Origin of the sequence: Streptomyces sp. NBC_00239 (genome assembly GCF_036194065.1) — a bacterium.
Taxonomy (GTDB): Bacteria; Actinomycetota; Actinomycetes; order Streptomycetales; family Streptomycetaceae; genus Streptomyces.
In genome coordinates this window covers 1,419,647-1,444,548 of sequence record NZ_CP108095.1, presented here as the reverse complement: position 1 = coordinate 1,444,548, position 24,902 = coordinate 1,419,647, and the positions used below count along the sequence as shown (strand labels likewise).

Annotated in this window: 9 protein-coding genes and 1 pseudogene; all 10 read right to left on the bottom strand. The window is 73.3% G+C overall.

The window, feature by feature from the left end; all coding sequences use genetic code 11:
* Positions 1-16: 16 nt before the first annotated feature.
* The 10 genes and pseudogenes from OG764_RS06215 to OG764_RS06170 all read right to left on the bottom strand — a co-directional run bounded on the left by OG764_RS06215 (position 17) and on the right by OG764_RS06170 (position 24,898).
* Entirely contained in the window at positions 17-1,276 is a 1,260-nt protein-coding gene (locus OG764_RS06215; protein WP_328967380.1) for a cytochrome P450, read from the bottom strand.
* Positions 1,277-1,328: 52 nt separating this feature from the next.
* Positions 1,329-3,035 carry an acyl-CoA dehydrogenase family protein gene (locus OG764_RS06210; RefSeq protein ID WP_328967379.1) on the bottom strand — a complete coding sequence of 569 codons (1,707 nt, stop codon included), beginning with the start codon at positions 3,033-3,035 and terminating at the stop codon, positions 1,329-1,331.
* A 117-nt stretch (positions 3,036-3,152) separates the two neighbouring features.
* The gene (locus OG764_RS06205) at positions 3,153-4,412 is read right to left on the bottom strand and encodes an NAD(P)/FAD-dependent oxidoreductase (RefSeq protein ID WP_328967378.1); all 1,260 of its coding nucleotides are present in this window, start codon (positions 4,410-4,412) and stop codon (positions 3,153-3,155) included.
* Positions 4,409-4,600 (bottom strand): ferredoxin, encoded by a 192-nt coding sequence (locus OG764_RS06200; protein WP_328967377.1) that lies wholly within the window; start codon positions 4,598-4,600, stop codon positions 4,409-4,411. Before OG764_RS06200 ends, OG764_RS06205 begins: the two co-directional genes overlap by 4 nt.
* Positions 4,601-4,681: 81 nt before the next feature.
* Positions 4,682-6,445, bottom strand: a complete 1,764-nt coding sequence (locus tag OG764_RS06195; protein ID WP_328972895.1) for an acetyl/propionyl/methylcrotonyl-CoA carboxylase subunit alpha — start codon at positions 6,443-6,445, stop codon at positions 4,682-4,684.
* 26 nt (positions 6,446-6,471) lie between these two features.
* Positions 6,472-6,735 carry an acyl-CoA carboxylase subunit epsilon gene (locus tag OG764_RS06190; protein WP_328967376.1) on the bottom strand — a complete coding sequence of 88 codons (264 nt, stop codon included), beginning with the start codon at positions 6,733-6,735 and terminating at the stop codon, positions 6,472-6,474.
* Between the two features lie 9 nt (positions 6,736-6,744).
* On the bottom strand, positions 6,745-8,403 hold the full coding sequence (locus OG764_RS06185) for an acyl-CoA carboxylase subunit beta (protein WP_328967375.1): 1,659 nt from the start codon (positions 8,401-8,403) through the stop codon (positions 6,745-6,747).
* Complete coding sequence (locus tag OG764_RS06180) at positions 8,361-9,986, bottom strand: FAD-dependent monooxygenase (protein WP_328967374.1); 1,626 nt, start codon at positions 9,984-9,986, stop codon at positions 8,361-8,363. The genes OG764_RS06185 and OG764_RS06180 overlap by 43 nt, the downstream gene beginning before the upstream one ends.
* 77 nt (positions 9,987-10,063) lie before the next feature.
* Positions 10,064-15,883 (bottom strand): annotated as a pseudogene (locus tag OG764_RS06175) (type I polyketide synthase); the annotation flags it as partial.
* 45 nt (positions 15,884-15,928) lie between these two features.
* Complete coding sequence (locus OG764_RS06170) at positions 15,929-24,898, bottom strand: type I polyketide synthase (RefSeq protein ID WP_328967372.1); 8,970 nt, start codon at positions 24,896-24,898, stop codon at positions 15,929-15,931.
* Positions 24,899-24,902 lie beyond the last annotated feature (4 nt).

Here is a 24,902-nt window from a genome sequence, read left to right as displayed (position 1 = left end):
TGTCCGGTAATTGGTGTCAGCCGGCATCGGGGATCAGCCCGACCGGCATGTCCAGAATCACGGTGTGTTTGTTGTTGGGCGCGTACACGACCGGCGCGGCCGTGCGGATCTCCGCGACCCGGTCGAGCAGCGCCTCCAGCACGAGCCGGATCTCCAGCCGCCCGACCTCGTCGCCCATGCAGAAGTGCGTGCCGGTGCCGAACGACAGGTGAGGATTGGACTCCCGGCGGATGTCGAACACGTCCGCCTCGGGGAAGACGTCCTCGTCGCGGTTGGCGGCCGGCCACCAGAAGGTGACCTTGTCGCCCGCCTTGATCCGGGCGCCGCGCAGCTCGATGTCCCGGGTCGCGGTCCGCCGGTTGTACGGGTTCGGCGGGTTCCAGCGCAGCGCCTCCTCCAGTGCCGTCGGCAGCAGCGACCGGTCCTCGCGCAGCGCCTTCCACTGCTCCGGATGGTCCGCGAACGCCTGCACCGCCGCCGCGATCACATTGCGGGGCTGCTCGAAACCGGTGATCAGCAGCAGCGTGAGGTTGGCCTCCCGCTCGTACGGCGACAGCCCGTCCGCACCGCCGGCGGTGTCGATCTCCCCGTTCGCGAGGATCGCGCCGAGGTCGTCGCCCGGCCCGCCCTTCTTGGCGTCCAGCAGCTCCTTGAAGTAGGCCTGCATGGCGTGGAACGTGGTCGTGGAGAACTCGTCGACCTTGCCGGTACGGCGGTTGACGAAGCCCAACACGCCCCGGCCCCACTCCGCGAGCCGGTCCCAGTCCGCGCGCGGCGCGCCCAGCATCAGCGCGATCGCCCGGATCGCGAACGGCTCGGACACCTCGCCCATGAAGTCGATCCCGCCGCCGTGCGCGAGGGCCGCGTCGACGAGTCCGGCCGCGACACCGCGCAACTCGTCCGCGAGGCCGGCCGCGACCCGGCCCGTCACCGCCGGCGTCAGCAGCCGCTTGATCAGCTCGTGCCGCGGGTTGTCCATCATGGCGAACAGCACTCCGGCGTGCACGCCGAACGGCAGGTCCTCCAGGTGGGAGCCGCCGCCGACCCGGTCGCCGCCACCCTGGGCGGAGTACGCCGTGTCGGCGCCGGCCGCCACGATGTCGGCGTGCCGGGTGAGCACCCAGAACCCCTCCCCGTCGGCGGTGGTCCCCGGCGGGTGGAAGAAGACCGGTGCCTCGCGGCGCAGCCGCGCGAACACGTCGTACGGGACGCCCGCCGCGTACAGCGACTGGTCCGTCAGGTCGAAACCGCCCAGGACCTCAGGCAGTTCGCTCATGAATTCCTCGCATTCCTCGAACTCCTCGTGTGCTTCGGGTTCCTCGGGCCCTTCACAGGCCGGGCAGGGCCGTGCCGGCCAGCCAGCGGCCGCTGACCTTCGCGTAGTCGGGTGCCGAAAAGGCGTGCAGCTCACGCCAGTGGGTGGCGACGCGGTGCCACGCCCCGGTGCCGTACACATCGGCGATGTCCTGGCACGCCTCGGCCTCCGCGCCGGACGCGCCCGCCGCCCGGGCCAGCACGGCACCGACCGTGAACAGCTCGGTGGCGATGCGGCCGACCGCCACCAGGGTGTGCTGCCGGGCGAAGAGGACTTCGGGATCCTCGTGCGTCCGCGTCAACGAGGCGCACAGGCGGCTCAGTTCGGAGAGCGTGCGGCCGAGGTGCTTGAGATGCTCCTGGTTGGACCGCGACAGCCGCGGGTCAGCCGGGGGCGTCAGCTCCTTGGCGGGCTCGCAGGCCCGGGCCTGCCCCGCGTAGTGCCGGTTCACCAGCAGCCGGCCGGCCTGCTCGTCGAGCCGGAAGTCGATGTTCCCCGCGATCCTCAGCCCGCGGGCGTCACGGAACGCCCGCTCCAGCGGGATCACCGGCCCGCCGCGCCGCGCCTTGCTGCCGACGGTCTCGAAACCCTCGGCCGCCAGCAGCGACATGGTCCGGTCGACGACCCGCCAGGCCGTCGTGGTGAGGATGTTCTTGGCGGTGAACCGCTCGAAGAGCCGGTCGGCCGGGCCCTGTCCGCTCAGGCTCCACCGTGCCGCGCTGTCCATCGCGTACACGTCGGCGACGGTGTCCGCGACGATCCGCTGCACCGAGTCGTACGAGGCCAGTTCTCGCCCGTCGACGGCCCGCCGGGCCAGGAATTCCCGTGACCAGAGAAGGCAGTTGCGGGCGATGGCCAGCGCCGGTCCGCCGGTGAAGTACGTCCGGCCGGTCAGCGCCAGCAGTCCGACCAGCGGCGGCAGTTGGTCTCCGGCCTCGTCGAGGAGGACCCGCGCGCGGGGGACTCGTACGTCGTCGAAGACCAGCTCGCCGTTCGGCAGGCCGTGACTGCCCAGGTAGTCGAGTGCGGCGGACACCCGGAAGCCCGCGGCGTCGCGGGTGTCGACGAAGAACGCCCCCACCCGCCGCCGGGAGCCCTCGGTCACGGTGGCGGAGACGCCGAGCAGATCGGCGACGGTGCCGTGCCCGGTGAACAGCTTGCGGCCGCGCAGCAGATAGGCGGATCCGTCCTCGGTGAGCGTGGCGGTCATCGACGGGAAGGTGTTGTTCTGGCCCGATGCGTCGGTGTCCGCGAAACCGGAGACCATGCCCTCGGCGATCCTGCGCCGGACGAAGTCCCGCAGTTCGCCTTCGGGCATCGCCGGGAGCATCGCCCCCGCTCCGACACCGGCCTGGATGCCGAGGACCTGCCCGGCCGGTACCGACCAGGCGGCCGCGGCCTCGATGACCCGGAAGGCGTCGTAGGCGGAAAGGCCCAGCCCGCCCAGCTCTGGCTCGGCGCGAAGGCGCAGGAAGCCGCGCTCCTGCAGGGCCGCCAGGAAGCCGTCGGGGAGCCGGCCGGTGCGGTCCACTTCCTCCGGGTCGAGCGCCGACCGGAGGAACGCGCCTACCTCGCCGACCACCCGGTCGCCGGCGAGCCGCTCCGCCGGGTCCTGCTCGGGGAAACCACCCGGAGAGGGCCAAAGCAGCCGTCCCGCGTCGAAACTCGCCAGGAATTCGGACGCGGAACTCTGGCTGCCATCCGGGTTTCCGGAATTCATGATGGGAAGGATTCCTTTTGCCTCTGAAACGTACGGCGCCCGTGATCCCGGGTCGTTCAGCACGCTAGTGACAGAAGGCCCCTATCGGGTACCCCAGACAATGAAAGGGGAGAACCCCTACCGAGCGCCTCCGCTCGCGGCCCGCGCCGTGGCGAGCCCCTCGTCCCACGGCACCAGCCCGGCCACGGCGGCCCGCAACGACCGCAGCGCGGGCGGCCGCAGGCCGATGCCCACGGCGCCCAGGACCCGCTCCTCGTCCCCGTACAGGGCGACGGCCGTGGGCGGCGCGTCGTCGGACGCCCCCGGCTCCGCGCGCACGACCTCCGTGCGGCGGCTGTCCGCGGTCACCCCGTACCCCTGGATGCGCCAGCCGAACTGGTCGGACCAGAAATACGGCACCGGTTCGTACGCCTGCGGCCCGGTGCCGGAGACGGTGAGCGAGGCCAGGATGTTGCGGGCCACCACCATGCCCTGCTCGGAGGCGTTCATGCGGTGCTCGACGCGCAGGGCCCGCTCGTAGCGGGGATGCCACCAGCGCGCCACGTCGCCCGCCGCGTACACGGAGGGCGCGGCCACGCAGAAACTGTCGCATCCGACCCCGTCCGCGAGATCGAGTCCGCTGCCGTCCAGCCACTGCGTGGCCGGAACCGAGCCGACCGCGACGACCACGGTGTCGGCGGGAATCACCTCCCCGCCGTCCAGCTCCACCGCCGTCACCCGGCCGTGCGCGCTCAGCAGCCCGGACACCGCCCGCCCCGGGCGCACCCGGATGCCTCGCCGCCGGTGCTCGCCGGCGACCAGGGCGCCCAGCGACGTTCCCAGGACCGGGGCCAGCGGCTGTTCGTCCAGGGTCACGACGGTGACGCCCAAGCCCAACGTACGGGCGGCGGCGGCCACTTCGGTGCCGAGCACCCCGCCGCCGACGACCACCACATCGCCTCCGCCGAGCAGGTCCTTGCGCAGGGCGGCCGCGTCGTCGACCGTCCGCAGGAGGTGAACTCCCGAGATGCCGCCCATGCCCGGGATCCGGCGCGGGCGTACGCCGGTCGCGATGACGACAGCGGCGCAGTCCAACTCCTCGCCCGTCTCCAGGGTCAGCCGGCGTGCCGCCACGTCCAGGGCCGCGGCCCGGACGCCGAGGCGCAGGTCGAGCCCGGGCCGCTCGGCCAGCCGGGCCGCGTCGCGGATGGTCGTGGACTCGGGGGGCTGCGCGCCGGTGAGCACCTGCTTGGACAGGGGCGGTCGTTCGTACGGGAACCTGGCCTCGTCCCCGATCAGGGTCACCGGCCCGGTGTAGCCGGAGCGGTGCAGGGACTCGACCACGGCCGTGCCGGCGGCCGACGCGCCGACGACGGCGACGGGGGCGGAAGGGCTCATCCCTTTACCTGGATGGCCATGCCGGGACACACGGCCTCCGCCTCCCGTACCGCGTGCGCCCGCTCGGCGGGCGGCTCGGCGAGCAGCACGACCATCGTGCCGTCATCGGCCTGGTCGAACACATCGGGCGCGATCAGTGCGCACTGGCCTGCGGCGCAGCACATGGCCGGATTTATGGAAACACGCATGGCTCGGCTCCTGGAGTGGAAATGGAATGGGGGTGGAGAATGGGGAACGGAATGGTGCGCCGCTGAACGGGTAATGGATATTCAGCTCTTGATTTCGCAGATGGTGGCGCCGGAGGTGAGGGGGTCGCCGACTTTGGCGGCGAGTCCGGTGATGGTTCCGGTGCGGTGGGCGTTGAGGGGTTGTTCCATTTTCATGGCTTCGAGGACGACGACGAGGTCGCCTTCTTCGACGTGTTGGCCTTCTTCGACGGCGACCTTGACGATGGTTCCCTGCATCGGGGAGGCGAGGGTGTCGCCGGATGCGGCGGGGCCGGACTTCTTGGCGGCGCGGCGTTTGGGCTTGGCGCCGCCGGCGGCGGCGGTGCGGGCGAGTGTCATGCCGAGGGAGGACGGCAGGGACACTTCGAGGCGTTTGCCGCCGACCTCGACGACGACGGTCTCGCGGCCCGGTTCGTCGTCCGTGTCGTCGGTGGCGGGGGTGGTGAAGGCGGGGATGGTGTTGACGAACTCGGTCTCGATCCACCGGGTGTGGACCGTGAACGGGTTCTCGCCTTCGGGGCGGAAGGCGGGGTCGGCCACGACGGCCTGGTGGAAGGGGATCGCGGTGGCCATTCCCTCGACCTTGAACTCGGCCAGCGCGCGGGCGGCCCGCTGGAGGGCCTGCTCGCGGGTGGCACCGGTGACGATCAGCTTCGCGAGGAGCGAGTCCCAGGCGGGGCCGATGACGGATCCGGTTTCGACGCCGGCGTCGAGGCGGACGCCGGGGCCGGTGGGGGCCTGGAAGAGGGTGACGGTGCCGGGGGCGGGCAGGAAGCCGCGGCCGGGGTCTTCGCCGTTGATGCGGAACTCGAAGGAGTGGCCGCGCAGGACGGGGTCGCCGTAGCCGAGTTCCTCGCCGTCGGCGATGCGGAACATCTCCCGCACGAGGTCGATGCCGGTGACTTCCTCGGTGACGGGGTGTTCGACCTGGAGGCGGGTGTTGACCTCGAGGAAGGAGATGGTGCCGTCGGTGCCGACGAGGAACTCGACGGTGCCCGCGCCGACGTATCCGGCTTCCTTCAAGATGGCCTTGGATGCCGCGTACAGTTCGGCGTTCTGCTCCGGGGTCAGGAACGGCGCCGGGGCCTCTTCCACCAGCTTTTGGTGGCGGCGCTGGAGGGAGCAGTCGCGGGTGGAGACGACGACGACGTTGCCGTGGGTGTCGGCCAGGCACTGCGTCTCGACGTGGCGGGGCTTGTCGAGGTAGCGCTCGACGAAGCATTCGCCGCGGCCGAACGCGGCGACGGCTTCGCGGACGGCGGAGTCGTAGAGTTCGGGGACTTCTTCCAGGGTGCGGGCGACCTTCAGGCCGCGGCCGCCGCCTCCGAACGCGGCTTTGATCGCGATCGGGAGGCCGTGTTCTTTGGCGAACGCGACGACTTCGTCGGCCCCGGAGACGGGGTCGGGGGTGCCGGCGACCAGGGGTGCGCCGGCGCGCTGGGCGATGTGACGGGCGGCGACCTTGTCGCCGAGGTCGCGGATGGCCTGCGGGGGCGGGCCGATCCAGGTCAGGCCGGCGTCGATGACGGCCTGCGCGAACTCGGCGTTCTCCGACAGGAATCCGTAACCGGGGTGGACGGCATCCGCGCCGGCGTCCGCCGCGGCCTGCAGGACCTTGGACATGTCCAGATAGCTGGTCGCGGGAGTGTCACCGCCCAGGGCGAATGCCTCGTCTGCCGCGCGGACATGCAGAGCGTCACGGTCCGGGTCTGCGTAGACGGCTACGCTCGCGATCCCGGCATCCCGGCAGGCCCGGGCAACGCGGACAGCGATTTCGCCTCGATTGGCGATGAGCACCTTGCGCATGTTCTGCCCCTGGCGTCGGGTCAACGTCATGACGCGGCCCTCCAGGAACCCGCGGGCGCGCCGAAGCCGCGGATCCGGCCGCCCCAGGACGCCCTGGCGGGCGTCGGCGCGTCCTGGATCGCCTCGTCCCTGCCCTGGCCCAGGGCCAGCAACACCGTCAGGACCGCGGCGAGTTCCTCCTCCGAGGGATTGCCGCGCGTCACCTTCATCGCGTTCACCGTCTCCATCACGTCCATCGCGTCCGTCGGGCCCGTCGCGTCCGTCGTGTTCGTCGTCTTCGTCGTGGTCATGGAGCTTCCTCAGGCCGGCGGGTTGCCGTGCTTGCGCGACGGCAGGTCCGCGTGCTTCGTGCGGAGCATGGAGAGGGTGCTGATCAGCACGGACCGGGTGTCCCGCGGGTCGATCACGTCGTCCACGAGTCCGCGCTCGGCCGCGTAGTACGGGTGCATCAGCTCGGACTTGTACTCCTTGATCTTCTGCGCGCGGGTCGCGTCGGGGTCGTCGGAGGCGTTGATCTCCCGGCGGAAGATGACGTTCGCCGCGCCCTCGGCCCCCATCACCGCGATCTCGTTCGTCGGCCAGGCGAGGGAGACGTCCGTGCCGATGGAACGGGAGTCCATGACGATGTACGCGCCGCCGTACGCCTTGCGCACCACCAGCGAGATCCGCGGGACCGTCGCGTTGCAGTACGCGTACAGCAGCTTGGCGCCGTGCCGGATGATGCCGCCGTGCTCCTGGTCGACACCCGGCAGGAAGCCCGGCACGTCCACCAGCGTCACCAGGGGGATGTTGAAGGAGTCGCAGGTCGTGACGAAACGCGCGGCCTTCTCGCTCGCGTGGATGTCGAGGACGCCCGCGAAGGACGAGGGCTGGTTCGCGACGATGCCGACGACGTGGCCGTCCAGGCGGGCGAACGCGCAGATGATGTTGGTGGCCCACGTCGAGTGCACCTCGAAGTAGTCCCCGTCGTCCACGACTTCGGCGATCACCGCCCGCATGTCGTACGCCTGGTTGGGGTCGGCGGGCACCAGGTCGAGCAGCGCCTCGTTGGAACGGTCCGCGGGGTCCGCGCTCGGGGAGACGGGGGCGACCTCACGGTTGTTCTGCGGCAGCAGGGACAGCAGGTAGCGCACGTCCTCGATGCAGCTCTCCTCGTCGTCGTAGGCGAAGCCCGCGACGCCCGAGACCGACGCGTGGACGTCGGCGCCGCCGAGGCCGTCCATCGTCACCGCCTCACCCGTCACCGCCTGGACCACGTCCGGTCCCGTGATGAACATCTGAGAGGTCTCGCGGACCATGAACACGAAGTCCGTGAGCGCGGGGGAGTAGGCGGCGCCGCCCGCGCACGGGCCGAGCATCACGCTGATCTGCGGGATCACTCCCGAGTTGCGGGTGTTGCGCTGGAAGATCCCGCCGTAGCCGGCCAGCGCGGTGACGCCTTCCTGGATGCGGGCGCCCGCACCGTCGTTGAGCGAGACCAGCGGCGCGCCCGCCGCCCCGGCGAGGTCCATCAGTTTGTGGATCTTGGCGGCGTGGGCCTCGCCGAGGGCGCCGCCGAAGATGCGGAAGTCGTGGGCGTACACGAAGACCGTCCGGCCGTGCACGGTGCCCCAGCCGATCACCACGCCGTCCGAGTGGTAGCGCTTCTTCTCCAGCCCGAAGCCCTCGGCACGGTGCCGGCGCAGCGCTTCGATCTCCTGGAACGAGCCCTTGTCCAGGAGGAGTTCGATGCGCTCGTGCGCGGTCAGCTTGCCGCGTCCGTGCTGGCGCTCGGTGGCCTGCGGGTCCGGTCCCTGCCGGGCCAGGTTCTTGAGGGTGTGCAGTTCGGCGATGCGTTCCTGTGTCGTCACAGGGATGCTCCTCGGATGGTTCGTGGTCTGGGGTCCGTGGTCTGTGATCCGCGCTTCGGGAGCGGTCACGGCGCTACGGCGGCGAACAGGGCTTCGAGTTCCGCCCATTCGGCGGAGGTGGCGCCGCCGGCGGCGACGTAGCCGTCCGGGCGCAGCAGCAGGAATCCCGGCGCGCCCCGCCCGGTGTGCCGGTGGGAGAGCAACCCCGGGTGGCGGGCTGCGAGTTCCTCGGCTGCCCGTACGTGGGCGAGACCGGCGGAGCCGATGGTCAGCAGCCGGAAGCGGTCGTCCCCGTGCGGGGACGCGGCCCAGCGTGCGGACCGGGTGCCGGCCGCCGGCAGGCCGCGCCGGGCCGGCGCCGTCCACCGGCCGCCCCCGGCGGGTCCGGCCGGGTAGCGGACCTGCCAGCCGGCGAGCAGCGGGGCGAACCAGCGGCCCAGCACGCCCGCCGCGTCGAGCGTGCCCCACACGGTGTTGCGGACCCGGGCGGCCGCCGGACCGAGCGTGAACACCTTGAGGAACCGGTGGGTGTTGGCGACTATCTGCTCGGCCGCGGCCCGCCGCTCCGGCTCGTACGTGTCGAGCACGGCGGCCCGCAGCGTGCCGTTGACCACGCCGGCCAGCTTCCAGGTCAGGTTGTGCATGTCCTGGAGCCCCAGGTTGAGGCCCTGGCCGCCGAGCGGCGAGTGGGTGTGCGCGGCGTCCCCCACCAGGAAGACGCGTCCCGCGCGCAGCCGCGCCGCGATCCGCTCCTGGCTGCTGAAGTTGTTGACCGTGTCCAGTGATCGGATCCGCAGTCCGCCCGGACCCCGCTCGTCGAGGAGGCTCTGTACGCCGTCCCGGGTGAGCGGGTGCTCCGGCGGGACCGCCGCGGAGATGCGCACCCGGTCGCCGGGCATCGAGGCGAAGACGACCGAGCCGCCGAGGCCGAGGAAGTAGTGGACGGCGTCGTCCGCGGGCCGCCCCGCCACCGTGCCCTCGGCGAGCAGGAAGGTGACCGGCACGTCGGCGCCCTCGAATCCGATGCCCAACTGCTCGCGGACCCGGCTGCGTACGCCATCCGCCGCCACCAACCAGTCCGCCTCGATGCGCAGTTCGCCTTCCGGGCCGTCCGCGTGCACCGTGACCGCGTCGTCGTACCCGGCGACCTTGGTGACGGTGACACCGCGCTCGACCCGGCCGCCGAGTTCGGTCAGCCGCTGCTCCAGCAGCTCGCAGGTGATCTCCTGCGGCAGCATCAGCGGCTCGTTGAGCGTGCCCAGCCCGATCTTCAGCGTGCGGCCGCCGGCCAGGTGGTACTGGTTCGAGCGGATCCGCAGCCCGCGCCGCCCGGCCTCGTCCAGGATGCCGAGCTCGCGGAAGATCCGCAGCGTGGGGGCGTGCAGCTGGACGGCGCGGGAGCCGCGCTGCGGCCCGTCCTGTGCCTCCACGATCCGGGCGGGTACGCCCCGCTGCCACAGCGCGCACGCCGTTGCCAGGCCGACGGGCCCCGCCCCCACGATCAGTACCGCGGTCCGGTCGGTCATCTCCTGCGCTCCTCGTGCACGGCCGTGCGCGGCCTGGTCGTGTGCGGTGTCCGCCGCGTGCCGCTCGTCGCGGTCGTGCGGCTCGTCCTGCCGGAACCGGTCGTGCCGGTCGTGCCGGTCACGTTCCCGGTGCTGCTCGCGCCGGTCGTCGCGGTCCTGTGTCACGCGCGCTCCCGGAGCCCCAGGCCGGCGAGCCAGCCGCCGACGGCCGCGGCGGTGTCCGCCGCGTACTCCTCGATCATCGAGAAGTGGTCGCCGGGCACCTCGGCGAGGTCGTGCGCGTGCCGCCAGCCGGCGCGCCAGCCGTCCCGCGGGGCCGAGGGGTCCGTGACGGGCGGCAGCCCGGGCACCGGCTCCAGCGGCCTGACCAGCAGGACCGGTGCCTTCACTGGCGCGGGCCGCCAGTCGTCGAGCAGGCCCAGGTAGCCGCTCATGGCGGTGAGTTGGGCGTCCTCCACGGGGCCGAACTCGGTGAGCCGTGCGGCCATCCCCGCCATCAGGGCCGGGCCGGTGTCGGCGAGCGCCGGGTCTCCGGGCACGTACGTGTCGAGGAGCACCAGCCCGTCGGGGAACACGCCGGACTCCTCCAGCAGCCGGACCGTCTCGTGGGCGACGACGCCGCCGGAGGAGTAGCCCACCAGGACGAAGGGTTCGCCGTCCGTGCGCCGCCGTACCGCCTCGGCCGAGGCCTCGGCGATCGCCCCGAGCGTGGCGGGCAGCCGCTGCCCGTCCCGGAAGCCCGGGAGCGCCAGGGCGAACACGTCGCGCCGGCCGACGAACGGCGCCGCGAACCGGGCGTACTGGTGCGGGCCCGATGTCGCCAGGACGGTCGGGAAGCAGAGCATGCGCGGCCCGGCGTCGCCAGGGGTATCCGTACCGCTGCCGCCGCCCTGGGACAGGCGTACCGGCTCCGGCAGGTCGCCGGCCTCCGGGGTGGTGAACACGGCGCGCTCGCGCGCGGCGGCCGCCAGCTCCGCCGTGAGCGCCGTCACGGCCCCCTCGGCCGTCGCCCGGACGTACCGGTCACTCAGCGTGGCCGGGAGGCCCGCGCCATCAGCCTTACCCGGTAGGCCGGTTGAGCCGGCCGGGTCCGACGGCGTGCCCGAGCCGGAGGCCTGCGGCCCGCCGTCGGCCAGTACGTCCGCGAGGTGGCGGGCCAGCGCCTCCGGAGTGCGGCGGTCCAGGATCACCCGGGCCGGCAGCCGCAGGCCCGTGGCGGCCCCCAGCCGGTTGCGCAGCGCCACGCTGGTCACCGAGTCCATGCCCAGCTCCAGGAACTCGCGCTGCGCCGCCACCGCCGACGGGTCGGCGTGGCCGAGCACGGCCGCGACCTCGCCGCGTACGAGGTCCAGAAGCACCTCCCGGCGGCGCGGCGGCGTGAGCCCGGCCAGCCGGTCCAGCACGCTCGCCGAGCCGCCCGCGCCCCCGCCACCGGCCCCGCCGGCTGCCTTGCGGGCCCGCTTCACCTGCGGGATCTCCGCGATCAGCGGGCTCTGCGCGGCCCCTTCGAAGACCCGGGTGAAACGCTCCCAGTCGATGTCGGCGAGGACGATCGTCGCGCCCGCCGGATCCAGCGCCCGCTCGAACGCGGCGAGCGCGGCGGACGGCCGCAGCAGCGGCAGGCCGCGTCGGCCCAGCCGCTCCCGGCGGGCCTCCTCGCGGGCGGCCTCCTCGGGAGAGTCCGGCTCGCCCTCCCACACCCCCCACGCCTGCGCGGTGGCCGGCAGGCCCCGCGCGCGGCGCTGCCCGGCCAGGGCGTCGAGGTAGGCGTTGGCGGACGCGTGGCCGGCGAGGCCCAGCCCGCCGCCGAAGGTCGCTGTGACCGACGAGAACAGCACGAACGCGGCGAGCCCGCTGTCACGGGTCAGTTCGTCGAGGTGACGCGCCCCGAGGACCTTGGCGCGCAGTACCCGTTCCAGCTCGTCGGACGTCAGCGCGTCGAGCGGGGTGTCCTCCAGCAGCCCGGCCGTGTGCACGACCGCCGTCAGCGGAGCACCGTCACCGTCCGTCACGCCGTCCAGTACGCGGGCCAGCGCGGCCCGGTCGGCCACGTCGCACACCGCCACGGTCACCCGACCGGCGCCCCGCCCGGCCAGCTCGGCCTCGGCCGCCGCGATCACCTCGGGCGAGGTGCCGGGCGCGGCCGTCAGCAGCAGGTGCGCGGCACCCCTCGACGCCAGCAGACCGGCGACATGGCGGCCCGGACCGGTGACGCCTTCGGTGATCAGGACGGTGCCGTCCGCGGCCCAGGAGAGCGCGCCTGCCGTACCCGCCGCGGGCGCCGGCGCGGGCACCAGGCGCCGCCCGTACACACCGGACGGGCGGAGCGCGGCCTGCGACTCGCCGCCGCCGGCCGCACCGAGCAGCGCCGCGAACCGGGCGAAGGCCTGCGCGTCGGACCGCGGGTCGGCCCCTTCGGGCAGGTCGGCCAGGCCGCCCCACGACTGCGGTACCTCGAGGGCGGCGACCTGCCCCAGCCCCCACACCTGGGCCTGCGCGGGCGCGCTCACCCGGTCGTCGCCGGTCGCCTGCACGGCGCCCCGGGTCAGCGTCCACACCGGCGCCTCGAACGGCGCCCCGGCGAGCGCCTGGAGCAGCAGCGCCGTGGCGGCCAGCCCGGGAGCGGTGGCCGCGACCGGCCGCCCCGCCCCACCCGCGGAGCCGTCCGCGGCACCGCCCGCAAGGCCGGCCGCGACACCGTCCGCGGAGCCGTCCGCGGCGCCACCCACGGGTCCGGCCGTGAACGTGCTCGGGACCGCCTGCCGGTCCGCCTGCCGGTCCGTCGGGCCGTCCAGCGCGAGCAGCGACACGATTCCGGCGACCGGCCGTCCGTCGGCCGCCGTGCCCAGCAGGTGGGCCAGTTCGGCGCGGCCCGCCGACCGGTCCACGGCCACGGCCAGCGGCTCGCCGCCCGCCTGCCGGACCGCGGTGCCCAGCGCCGCGGCCTCCGCGTCCGCGCTGCCGTCCGCCGGCCGCAGGAGCAGCCAGCGGCCGGACAGGACGGCCGGGGCGGGCTCGGCGACCGGCCGCCACTCCACGCGGTAGCGCCACGCGTCGACGGCGCCGATCTCCTTGCTGTCGCGCCGCCACGAGGCCAGCGACGGCAGCAGCTCGGCGAGCGCGGCCGTGTCCGTCAGCCGCAGCGAGGCCGCGAGCCCGGGCAGGTCGGCCCGCTCGACCGCGTCCCAGAACGCGCCGTCCAGCGCGCCGGGAGCGTCCGCAGCGGCCGCCGCGCCCCGGGTGTCCGTCGGGTCCACCCAGTAGCGGCGGCGCTGGAACGCGTACGTCGGCAGCTCGACCGCCGTGCGGCCCGGCCCGAACACGGCCTGCCAGTCGGCCGCGCGACCGGCCGCGTACGCCCCCGCCAGCGAGGTCAGGAACTGCCGCGGGCCCCCGTTGCCGCGCCGCAGGGTGCCGGTGACCAGCACGTCCGCACCCGCGTCCTCGGCGGTCTCCTCCACACCGAGCACCAGCACCGGGTGCGCGCTCGACTCGACGAACACGTCGAAGCCGTCGGCGAGCAGCTTGCGGACCACCGGCTCGAAGCTGACCGGGCGCCGGCAGTTCTCGAACCAGTAGGCGGCGGTGAGTTCCGGCCCCTCCAGGACCTCGCCCGTCACCGTCGAGTACAGCGGGATCCGTCCCTTGCGGGGCGTCACGAACTCCAGGAGTTCCGCGATGCGTTCGCGCAGCGGATCGACCTGAGCGCAGTGCGAGGCCACGGTCGCCGGCACCACCCGGGCCCGGATCCGGCGCGCCGCGAGCGACGCCACCAGCTCCTCCAGGGCCTGCGGCTCACCGGCCACGGTCACCAGCCGCGGGCTGTTGACCCCGGCGATGGCCAGCCGGTCCCCGTACGGCGCGAGGAGCTGCTCCATCTCGTGGCGGGGCAGGGCGATGGACGCGACCGCGCCCCGGCCCATCAGTTCGTCGGCGAACAGCTGCGAACGCAGCACCACGATCCGGGCCGCGTCCTCCAGCGTCAGCGCGCCGGACACGCAGGCCGCCGCGATCTCGCCCTGCGAGTGCCCGACGACCGCGTCCGGTTCGACGCCGTGCCGGCGCCACAGCTCGGCCAGCGACACCATCACCGAGAACAGCACCGGCTGCACGACCTCGATGAGGTCCAACGAGGGCGCCCCCGCGCGCTGCCGCAGCACGTCCTCCACCGACCAGTCGACGTGCGCGCCGACCGCCGCGTCACACGCGCGCAGCCGCTCCGCGAACACGGGGGCGCTGTCGAGGAGTTCCAGTGCCATACCGGCCCACTGCGAGCCCTGCCCGGGGAACACGAACACGGTGCGGCCGCGCTCCGCCGCCACGCCCGTCACCACGTGCGGGGACGCCTCGCCCAGCGACAGCGCTTCCAGGCCGCGCGCGGCCTCGTCCGGATCGCCGGCCAGCACCACCGCCCGGTGGTCGAGCGCCGACCGGGTCACGGCGAGGGAATGCCCCACGTCGGCTGGCGGCAGCCCGGGCCGGGCCTGCAGGTGTGCCCGCAGCCGTGCGGCCTGCTCCCGCAGCGCGGGCTCGCTCCGCGCCGACAGCAGATACGGCACCACCGGCGGCCCGGCCTCGCCGGACCGCCCGGACTGTTCGGCCGGGGCGGCCGTGACGGCCGGGGCGTCGAGCCCGGCCGGTGTGGAGGGCGCGCCCGGTGTGGAGAGGTCGGCCGCCAACGGGCCCTGCTCCAGGACCACATGGGCGTTGGTCCCGCTCATTCCGAACGCGGAGACGCCTGCCCGACGGGCCCGGCCCGTCTCCGGCCAGGCCTGCTCCTCGGTCAGCAACTCGACGTCACCGGCCGCCCAGTCCACGAACGGCGACGCCTCGTCCGCGTGCAGCGTGCGCGGCAGCACTCCGTGGCGCATCGCCTCTACCATCTTGATCACGCCCACCACCCCGGCGGCGGCCAGCGTGTGCCCGATGTTGGACTTCACCGACCCCAGCCACAGAGGCTGCCCGGCCGCACGCTGCTCCCCGTACGTGGCGACGAGGGCCTGCGCCTCGATCGGGTCGCCGAGCCGGGTCCCGGTGCCGTGCGCCTCCACGGCGTCGACGTCGGCCGGGCCGAGACCGGCCGCGTCGAGCGCGGCGCGGATGACCCGCTGCTGGGACGGCCCGTTGGGGGCGGTCAGGCCGTTGCTGGCGCCGTCCTGGTTGACGGCGCTGCCGCGGACGACCGCGAGGACGTCGTGCCCGTTGGCGAGCGCGTCGGACAGCCGCTCCACCACCAGTACGCCCACGCCCTCGGCGAATCCCGTACCGTCCGCGCCCGCCCCGAACGCCTTGCAGCGGCCGTCCGGGGCGAAGCCGCGCTGCCGGCTGAAGTCCACGAACCCGGTCGGCGTGGCCATCACCGTCACACCGCCGACCAGCGCCAGCGAGCACTCCTCACGACGCAGCGCCTGCGCGGCCAGGTGCAGCGCCACCAGCGAGGACGAGCACGCCGAGTCGATCGTGACCGCCGGGCCCTCCAGGCCGTACAGGTACGAGACGCGGCCCGAGAGCACGCTCGTCGCCGAACCCGTCATCCGGTACGCCTCGATCTCCTCGGGCGCCGACGTGAGGAGCACCTGGTAGTCGGAGGTGACGCAGCCCGCGTACACGCCGGTGCTGCTGCCCCGCAGGGTGGCCGGATCGATGCCGGACCGCTCCAGCGCCTCCCAGGACGCCTCCAGGAACAGCCGCTGCTGCGGGTCCATGGCGAGCGCCTCACGGGGCGAGATGCCGAAGAACTCGGCGTCGAAGTCGGCCGCGTCGTAAAGGAATCCGCCGTGCCGGGTGTACGACTTGCCCGGCTGGTCGGGCTCCGGGTCGTAGAGCCCTTCGACGTCCCAGCCGCGGTCGGCCGGGAATCCGGAGATGGCGTCCGTGCCGGACTGCACGAGCTTCCACAGGTCCTCGGGGGAGCGCACGCCGCCGGGCAGCCGGCAGCTCATCCCGACGATCGCGACCGGCTCGGTCCGCGCGTACTCGGCCTCCTCGAACTTCAGCCGGGTTTCGCGCAGTTCGACCGTGACCCGCTTGAGGTAGTCCCGCAACTTCGTTTCGTCAGACATGCTCTTCCTTGCTGGTGTGCAGGCAGTGGGGGGTGTTCGTCCGGGTCAGGACGAGCCGAGTTCGGAGTCGATGAGGTCGAACAGGTCGTCGTCGTCCGCGTCGTGGAGCAGACCGGCCAGCTCGCCGGCCGACCCTTCGGCCGCGGCCGCAGGGGCGCCGAGTCCGGCCAGCAGCTCCTGGAGCCGGGCCGCGGCCCGCTCCCGCGCCTCGCCGTCGGCCGCCGTCAGCACGTCGCCGAGCCGGTCCAGCTCGTCGTCCACGGAACCCGGGGGCGACGACAGCGGCCCCGCGGCCGCCGAGGGCACTTCCGGAGCGAGCGCCGCCGCGACGTACACGGCCAGGGCCACCGGCGTCGGGTGGTCGTAGACGAGGGTCGCGGGCAGTGCCAGACCGGTCGCGGCGTTGAGCCGGTTCCGCAGCGCCACCGCGGCCAAGGAGTCGAAGCCGAGCTCCTTCAGCGACCGCCGCGGCTCCACCGCCTCCTTGCCCGGGTACTGGAGCGCCGCCGCGATCTCCGTCCGTACGAGATCCAGTACGCGGCGCTCCCGCTCCGGGGCGGACGCGCCGGCCAGCTCGCGGGCCAGGGCCGCGGCCGGATCGGTGGCGGCAGGTGCGGCGGCCCCGTCCTCGTGCCGCGACGTTGTGGTCCCGGCCGGTGCGCCGGAGGCATCCGCCGCGGCTTCGCCGGCGGACCGGCGGCGCCAGGAGGACAGGACGGACAGCGCGTCGCCGAGCGCGGCGGCCTCCGGGCCGAGCTGCGCGGCGAGGGCCTCCAGGTCCTCGCGCTCCACCGCGTCCCAGAACCGGGCCTCCACCGATCCCACGGCCGGTGCGCCCGCCGTGGTGGCGAGGGCCTTCGGGTCCGGGTCGGCCTCCATCCAGAACCGTCGCCGCTGGAAGGGATACGTGGGCAGTTCCACCCGGCTCGCACCCGAACCGGCGTACACGGCACGCCAGTCGACGTCGGCGCCGCGGACGAAGGCCTCGGCGGCCGCGGCCGCGAAGGTGACCGCCTCCGGCCGGCCCCGGCGCAGCGCGGGCGCCGCCGAGACGGCCGGGCCCGGACCGGCGGGGCCGTCCAGGGCGGACTGGGCGAGCGCGGTGAGCACGGCATCGGGGCCCAGCTCGACGAACGTGGTCACGCCCGCCTCGACGAGCGAGGTCAGACCGTCGTGGAAGCGGACGGCCTCGCGGACGTGCCGCACCCAGTAGTCGGGCGAGGTGAGTTCCTCGGCGGTGGCGGCGCGGCCGGTCAGGTTCGAGGTGACCGGGATCTGCGGCTCCTGGAACGACAGCCCCGCGACCACGTCCCGGAACTCCGCGAGCATCGGGTCCATGTGGGGGGAGTGGAAGGCGTGGCTGACCCGCAGTCGACGGGTCTTGAACCCGGCCTCGCCGAACAGCGCGTCCAGCTCGGCGACGACCTCCGCGTCGCCCGAAATCACGGTGGACGCCGGCCCGTTGACGGCCGCGACCGACACCTGCGCTTCGCGCCCGGCCAGCGCCGCCGTGACCTGGTCCTCCGTGGCGAGCACGGAGAGCATGGCACCACCGGACGGCAGTGCCTGCATGAGCCGGCCGCGGGCGGCGACCAGCGTGCAGGCGTCGGCGAGCGACAGCACTCCGGAGACGTGGGCGGCGGCCAGCTCTCCGATGGAGTGACCCATCAGCGCGTCGGGCCGCAGGCCCCACGACTCGGCCAGCCGGAACAGGGCCACCTCGACCGCGAACAACGCGGCCTGCGTGTACGCCGTCTCGTTGAGCAGCGCCGCCTCCGGCGAGCCCTCCGCCGCGAACACCAGGTCCAGCAGCGGCCGGTCGAGGTGGCGGTCGAAGGTCGCCGCGACGGCGTCCAGCGCCTCGGCGAACACCGGCTGGGATGCGTACAGTTCGCGGCCCATGCCGGGTCGCTGGCTGCCCTGGCCGGTGAACAGGAACGCCAGTTTCGAAACGCTCCCGTCCGCGGCCAGCGGTCCGCGCACCAGCGTCGGCGCGGAGCCGCCGGATGCGAGTGCGGCGAGCCCTGCCCGCACCCCGTCGTCGTCGGCCGCGACCACGACCGCCCGCCGGTCCAGCGCCGCACGCGTGGTGGCCAGCGAGAAACCGAGGTCGGGCGCGCCGGCGGACAGCCGCGCGAGGAGCCGCTCTCCCTGCCCGGCGAGAGCACCCTCGGAGCGGGCGGACAGGGGCAGCACGGTGACGGGAAGCGGCTGCGGGTTCTCGTCGCCTTCGGGGGCCGGTTCGGTGGCCGCTTCGGTGGTGGGTTCGGTGTCGGGGGCTTGTTCGAGGATGACGTGGGCGTTGGTGCCGCTGATGCCGAAGGAGGAGACGGCGGTGCGGCGGGGGCGTCCGGTGTCGGGCCAGGTCTGTTCTTCGTTGAGGAGGGCGACGGTGCCGTCTTCCCAGTCGATGAAGGGGGAGGGTTCGTCGGAGTGGAGGGTGCGGGGGAGGATCCCGTGTTCCATTGCCTTGATCATTTTGATGACGCCGCCGACGCCGGCGGCGGCTTGTGTGTGTCCGATGTTGGACTTCAGGGAGCCGAGCCACAGTGGCCGGCTGCTTTCGCGGCCCTTGCCGTAGGTGTTGATGAGGGCGGTGGCTTCGATGGGGTCGCCGAGGCGGGTGCCGGTGCCGTGTGCCTCGACGGCGTCGATGTCGGAAGCGGCGAGTCCGGCGTTGGCGAGTGCGGCGTGGATGACGCGTTGTTGGGAGGGTCCGTTGGGTGCGGTGAGTCCGTTGCTGGCGCCGTCTTGGTTGATGGCGCTGCCTCGGACGACGGCGTGGATGTGGTGGCCGTTGCGTCGGGCGTCGGAGAGGCGTTCGAGTACGAGGACGCCGACGCCTTCTGACCAGCCGGTGCCGTCGGCTTGGGCGGAGAAGGGTTTGCAGCGGCCGTCGGGTGCGAGTCCTCGTTGGCGGCTGAATTCGATGAAGGTGGAGGGGGAGGACATGACGGTGACGCCGCCTGCGAGGGCGAGGGAGACTTCGCCCTGGCGGAGGGCTTGTGCTGCCATGTGGAGGGCGACGAGGGAGGACGAGCAGGCGGTGTCGACCGTGACCGCAGGACCTTCCAGGCCGAAGGTGTAGGAGATCCGGCCGGTGCTGACGCTGCCGGTGTTTCCGGTCCCCACATACCCTTCGAGGTCGCCGGGCACGGCCGTCAGACGGCTCGCGTAGTCGTGGTACATGACACCCGCGTACACGCCGGTGTCGGATCCCCGCAGGGTGGTGGGGTCGATGCCGGCCCGTTCGAAGGCTTCCCAGGAGGCCTCCAGCAGCAGCCGCTGCTGCGGGTCCATGGCGAGGGCCTCGCGCGGCGAGATGCCGAAGAACTCGGCGTCGAAGTCGGCGGCCTCGTGCAGGAACCCGCCCTCGCGTACGTACGAGGTGCCGGGCGCGTCCGGGTTCGGGTCGTACAGCGCGTCCAGGTCCCAGCCGCGGTCCACCGGGAAACCGGAGATCGCGTCGCCGCCCGAGGCGACCAGCTCCCACAGCGCCTCGGGCGAGTCGATGCCGCCCGGGAACCGGCTGCTCATGCCCACGATCACCACCGGATCGTCCGCACCGGCCGCAGTGGCCGCTGCGGCCCGGGCGGTGGCGCCGCCGGGCGCGGCAGCGACGTCGTGTCCGGCCACCGCGCCGCCGAGCTCGGACAGCAGCAGAGCGGCTACGGCGTGGGGGCTGGGGTAGTCGAAGACGAGGGTGGCGGGGAGGCGGAGTCCGGTGGTCTTGTTGAGGCGGTTGCGGAGTTCGACGGCGGTGAGGGAGTCGATGCCGAGTTCCTTGAACCCGCGCCGGCCGTCCACCGCTTCGGGACCGGCGTAGTTCAGGGCAGCCGCGACCTCACCCCGTACCAGGTCCAGCAGGAACTCCTCGCGCTGCTCCGGCGCGATACCCGCCAGCCGCTGCGCCACCGAGTCGGCGGACACGCCGGGCCCGGCCTGAGCGGTACGCCGGGCAGCGGGCCGGACCAGGCCGCGCAGCAGGCGCGGCACCTCGCCGCCCTGCGCCCGGAGACCGGCCGCGTCGAGGGCCATCGGCACCACGTGCGGCAGATCGAGCGCCAGGGCCGCGTCGAAGGCGGCCAGGCCGTCCGAGGGGTCCAGCTCACCGATGCCGGTACGCGCCAGCCGCGCGAGATCCGCCTCGCTCAGCGACGAAGCCATGCCGCCGTCTGCCCAGGCACCCCAGCCCAGCGAGATGGCGGGCAGGCCGAGCGATCGGCGGTGCAGGGCGAGCGCGTCGAGCGAAGCGTTGGCCGCCGCGTAACTCGCCTGGCCGGCCGTGCCGTACGTACCGGCGACGGACGAGAAGAGGATGAAGGTGGTGAGGGTGGTGATGTGTTGGGTGGCGTGGTGGAGGTGGTGTGCTGCGGTGGTTTTGGGGTTGAGGACGGTGGTGGTGCGGTGGGGGGTGAGGGAGGTGAAGATGCCGTCGTCGAGGGTGCCGGCGGCGTGGATGATGCCGGTGAGGGGGTGTTGGGTGGGGATGGTGTTGAGGATTTGTTCGATTTCGGTGGGGTTGGTGATGTCGGCGGCGGTGATGGTGATGTGGGCGCCGAGTGCGGTGAGTTGGTTGTGGAGTTGGGTGGCTCCGGGGGCTTGGGGTCCGCGTCGGCTGATGAGGTGGAGGTGGCGGACGTTGTGGTGGGTGATGAGGTGGTGGGCGAAGAGTCCGCCGAGTGCGCCGGTGGCTCCGGTGATGAGGACGGTGCCGTCGGGTGTGAAGTGGGGGGTGGTGGGTGTGTGGTTGCTGGTGGTGGTGGTGCGGGTGAGGTGGGGGGTGTGGAGGGTGTTGTTGCGGTGGGCGAGTTGGGGTTCGCCGGTGGTGAGGGCGGTGGTGAGGAGGGGTGTGAGGGTGTGGGGGTCGTCGGGGTTGGTGTGGGGGTCGAGGTCGAGGAGGATGATGCGGTCGGGGTTCTCGGTCTGAGCCGACCGCAACAGACCGTGAGCCGCGGCCGTCGCGATGTCGGGGACCTCGTCCGGCGTCGTGGCCACGGCCCCCTGCGTCAGGACGACCAGGCGTTCGCGCTCGGGCCGGTCCTCCGCGAGCCACTCCTGGGTCCGGACGAGTGCCTCGTGGACCGTGTCATGGACGGAGGCACCGGCGGTCAGCCGCAGCACGGTGGCGTCGGCGACATCGACCGCCGAGACCGCCGACGCTGCTGAGCCGTGGGTCCCGGCGGCGGGCACCGGCGACCACTCCACCTGGAACAGGAACTCGTGCCGCGCCGAACGGCTCGCGCCGCGCAGCTGCTCCTCGGAGACGGCCCGCAGCGACAGGGCGTCCACCTCCGCGACCGGCTGACCTGTCGCATCCGCGAGCAGCAGCGACACCGTGTCGGGCCCTGCCTGCGTCAGACGTACCCGGGCGGTCGTGGCGCCGGAGGCGTGCAGCCGTACACCGCTCCACGCGAACGGCAGCCGGAGCCCACCGGTGCCGGGCAGTACGCCCAGCTCGATGGCGTGCAGCGCCGAATCCAGCAGCGCGGGGTGCAGACCGTACGCGCCGGCCGCCTCCGCGAGCTCCTCCGGCAGGACGACCTCCGCGAAGACCTCGCCGCCGCGCCGCCAGACCTTGCGCAGCCCCTGGAAGGCGGGCCCGTAACCGAAGCCCTTCGCGGCCAGCGTCCCGTACCAGTCGGAGAGGTCGACCGGCTGCGCGTCGCGCGGCGGCCACTCGGCAAGCGAATCCAGGCCGTCAACAAAACGTCGGACGCCGGTGGTTGAGCCGGGGTCGCCCGAAGCGAGTACGCCCGTGCCGTGCCGCAGCCACTGGCCGTCCTCCGAGGCGTCCTCCGCCCGGGAGTGGACGCTGAAGGTGCAGCGCCCCGACCCGTCCGGTGCGCCCACGGCCACCTGCACCTGGACGCCACCGGAGGCGGGAAGCACCAGCGGTGACTCCAGCGTCAGCTCTTCGACGACCTGGGAGCCCGTCAGATCGCCCGCACGGAAGGCGAGTTCGACGAGAGCCGTGCCCGGGAACAGCACCGTGTCCAGCACGGCGTGATCGGTCAGCCACGGATGCTCGTCCAGCGACAGCCGCGTGGTCAGCACCAGCCCCTCCGCGTCGGCCAGCGAGACCGTCGCGCCGAGCAGCGGATGCCCGGCAGGCCCGAGCCCGAGCCCCGCCGCCGAGGTGTCGGCACTGCGCGACGCGTCATGGCGCAGCCAGTAGCGCTTGCGCTGGAAGGGGTAGGTGGGGAGGTGGTGGGGGTGGGTGGGGTGGTCGCCGAGGAGGGCGTGCCAGTCGGGGGTGATGCCTCGGGTCCAGAGGTGGGCGACCGCGGTGGTGAAGGACTGCGGTTCGGGGCGGTCCCGTCGCAGGGCCGGGAGGAACTCGGGCTCGGCGCCGGCGGCAGAGGCGGTGCCGGCGCTGCCGCCGGCGGGGTCCGAGGAGTCGGGGATGCAGGCGCGCCCCATGGAGCTGAGCGTGCCGTCGGGTCCGAGCTCGAGGTAGGTGGTGACGCCGTGCTCGTGGAGGGTGGTGATGCCGTCGTGGAAGCGGACGGCCTCGCGGACGTGGCGCACCCAGTAGTCGGGGGAGGTGAGTTCCTCGGTGGTCGCGATGTCGCCGGTGAGATTGGAGACGACCGGGATCCGCGGCGCGTGGTAGGTGAGCCCGGCGGCGACCTCCCGGAACTCCGCGAGCATCGGGTCCATGTGGGGGGAGTGGAAGGCGTGGCTGACCCGCAGCCGACGGGTCTTGACACCCCGCTCGGTCAAGGCCGCCTCGAACTCGGCCACCACTGCCGCGTCACCCGAAACGACCGTGGAGGTGGGCCCGTTGACGGCGGCGACGGCGATCTGTCCGTCGCGCCCGGCGAGCAGCGGAACGACGTCCTCTTCCGAGGCCCTTACGGACAGCATGGCGCCGTGGCCGGAGGGGAGGGCCTGCATGAGTCGGCCGCGGGCGGCGACCAGTGTGGCGGCGTCGGCGAGCGAGAGGACTCCGGCGACGTGGGCCGCAGCCAGTTCGCCGATGGAGTGTCCGGCGACGAACTTGGGTCGCAGACCCAGGTGTTCGGTCAGCCGGAACAGTGCGACTTCGAGGGCGAACAGCGAAGTCTGTGTGTAGAGGGTCCGGTCCAGCGTGCCCTCGTCGTCGGCGGCGAACATGACGTCCCGCAACGGCTGCCCGAGGTGGGTGTCGAGGTGCTTGCACACCTCGTCCAGGGCCTGGGCGAACACCGGCTGGGATGCGTACAGTTCGCGGCCCATGCCGGGTCGCTGACTGCCCTGGCCCGTGAACAGGAAGGCGAGATCGCCACCGGCCGGTTCGCCGCGCACCAGGCGCGGAGAGGTCCCGTCTTCGGCGAGCGCGGCCAGGTCGGCGAGGAGTTCCGTACGGTCCGCGGCGACGACGACGGCACGCCGGTCCAGCGCGGCACGGTGGACGGCCAGCGACAGAGCGGTGTCGGTGAGGGAAGCGGCCGGGTCCTCGAAGGCGGCGGCGAGCTGCCGGGCCTGGGCGCGCAGTGCCTCCGGGGACTTCGCGGACAGCGCCACCGGCACGACGGCCGGGGCGGGGGAGAGGGCAGTGGTGACGGTCCCGGCGTCGTCCTGCGGGTTCTCGTCGCCTTCGGGGGCCGGTTCGGTGGCCGCTTCGGTGGTGGGTTCGGTTTCGGGGGCTTGTTCGAGGATGACGTGGGCGTTGGTGCCGCTGATGCCGAAGGAGGAGACGGCGGTGCGGCGGGGGCGTCCGGTGTCGGGCCAGGTCTGCTCTTCGTTGAGGAGGGCGACGGTGCCGTCTTCCCAGTCGATGAACGGGGACGGCTCATCCGAGTGGAGGGTGCGCGGGAGGACCCCGTGCTCCATCGCCTTGATCATTTTGATGACGCCGCCGACGCCGGCGGCGGCTTGTGTGTGTCCGATGTTGGACTTCAGGGAGCCGAGCCACAGTGGCCGGCTGCTTTCGCGGCCCTTGCCGTAGGTGTTGATGAGGGCGGTGGCTTCGATGGGGTCGCCGAGGCGGGTGCCGGTGCCGTGGGCCTCGACGGCGTCGATGTCGGAAGCGGCGAGTCCGGCGTTGGCGAGTGCGGCGTGGATGACGCGCTGCTGGGAAGGCCCGTTCGGGGCGGTCAGTCCGTTGCTGGCGCCGTCCTGGTTCACCGCGCTGCCCCGCACCACGGCGAGGATGTGGTGGCCGTTGCGTCGGGCGTCGGAGAGGCGCTCCAGCACCAGGACGCCGACGCCCTCCGACCAGCCCGTGCCGTCGGCCGCAGCCGAGAAGGACTTGCACCGTCCGTCCGGCGACAGCCCCTTCTGCCGGCTGAACTCCACGAAGGTGCCCGGCGAGGACATGACGGTCACCCCGCCCGCCAGAGCGAGCGAGACCTCGCCCTGGCGCAGCGACTGCACCGCCATGTGGAGCGTGACGAGCGACGACGAGCAGGCCGTGTCGACCGTGACGGCCGGGCCCTCCAGGCCGAAGGTGTACGAGACCCGGCCCGACAGCACGCTGCCCGCGCCGCCGGTCAGCCGGTGCCCGTCCGCGCCCTCGACGGGCTCGAAGAGGTACGGGCCGTAGTCGTGGTACATGATCCCCGCGTACACGCCCGTCTTGCTGCCCCGCAGGGTGGTGGGGTCGATGCCGGCCCGTTCGAAGGCCTCCCAGGAGGCCTCCAGCAGCAGCCGCTGCTGCGGGTCCATGGCGAGGGCCTCGCGCGGCGAGATGCCGAAGAACTCGGCGTCGAAGTCGGCGGCCTCGTGCAGGAACCCGCCCTCCCGCGTGTACGACGTACCCGGCCTGTCGGGGTCCGTGTCGTGCAGTCGGGCCAGGTCCCAGCCCCGGTCCACCGGGAACGGGGACACGGCGTCCGTGCTCTGCTCCAGCAGCTCCCACAGGCCCTCGGGCGAGGACACGCCACCGGGGTAGCGGCAGCTCATTCCGACGATGGCGATCGGCTCGCGGGACGCGGCGATCAGCTCCTGGTTCTGCTGGCGCAGCCGGCCCGTCTCCTTGAGGGAGTCCCGCAGTGCCGCCACGACCGCTTCGGACGAGGTGTTGTTCATGCTG

Bases quoted from the DNA above. Each gene is read 5' to 3' on its own strand.
- OG764_RS06200 (WP_328967377.1), bottom strand. From the start codon at position 4,600: ATGCGTGTTTCCATAAATCCGGCCATGTGCTGCGCCGCAGGCCAGTGC.
- OG764_RS06195 (WP_328972895.1), bottom strand. From the start codon at position 6,445: ATGCGCAAGGTGCTCATCGCCAATCGAGGCGAAATCGCTGTCCGCGTT.
- OG764_RS06210 (WP_328967379.1), bottom strand. From the start codon at position 3,035: ATGAATTCCGGAAACCCGGATGGCAGCCAGAGTTCCGCGTCCGAATTC.
- OG764_RS06215 (WP_328967380.1), bottom strand. From the start codon at position 1,276: ATGAGCGAACTGCCTGAGGTCCTGGGCGGTTTCGACCTGACGGACCAG.
- OG764_RS06190 (WP_328967376.1), bottom strand. From the start codon at position 6,735: ATGACCACGACGAAGACGACGAACACGACGGACGCGACGGGCCCGACG.
- OG764_RS06185 (WP_328967375.1), bottom strand. From the start codon at position 8,403: ATGGGCGGAACTCGAAGCCCTGTTCGCCGCCGTAGCGCCGTGACCGCT.
- OG764_RS06170 (WP_328967372.1), bottom strand. From the start codon at position 24,898: ATGAACAACACCTCGTCCGAAGCGGTCGTGGCGGCACTGCGGGACTCC.
- OG764_RS06205 (WP_328967378.1), bottom strand. From the start codon at position 4,412: ATGAGCCCTTCCGCCCCCGTCGCCGTCGTCGGCGCGTCGGCCGCCGGC.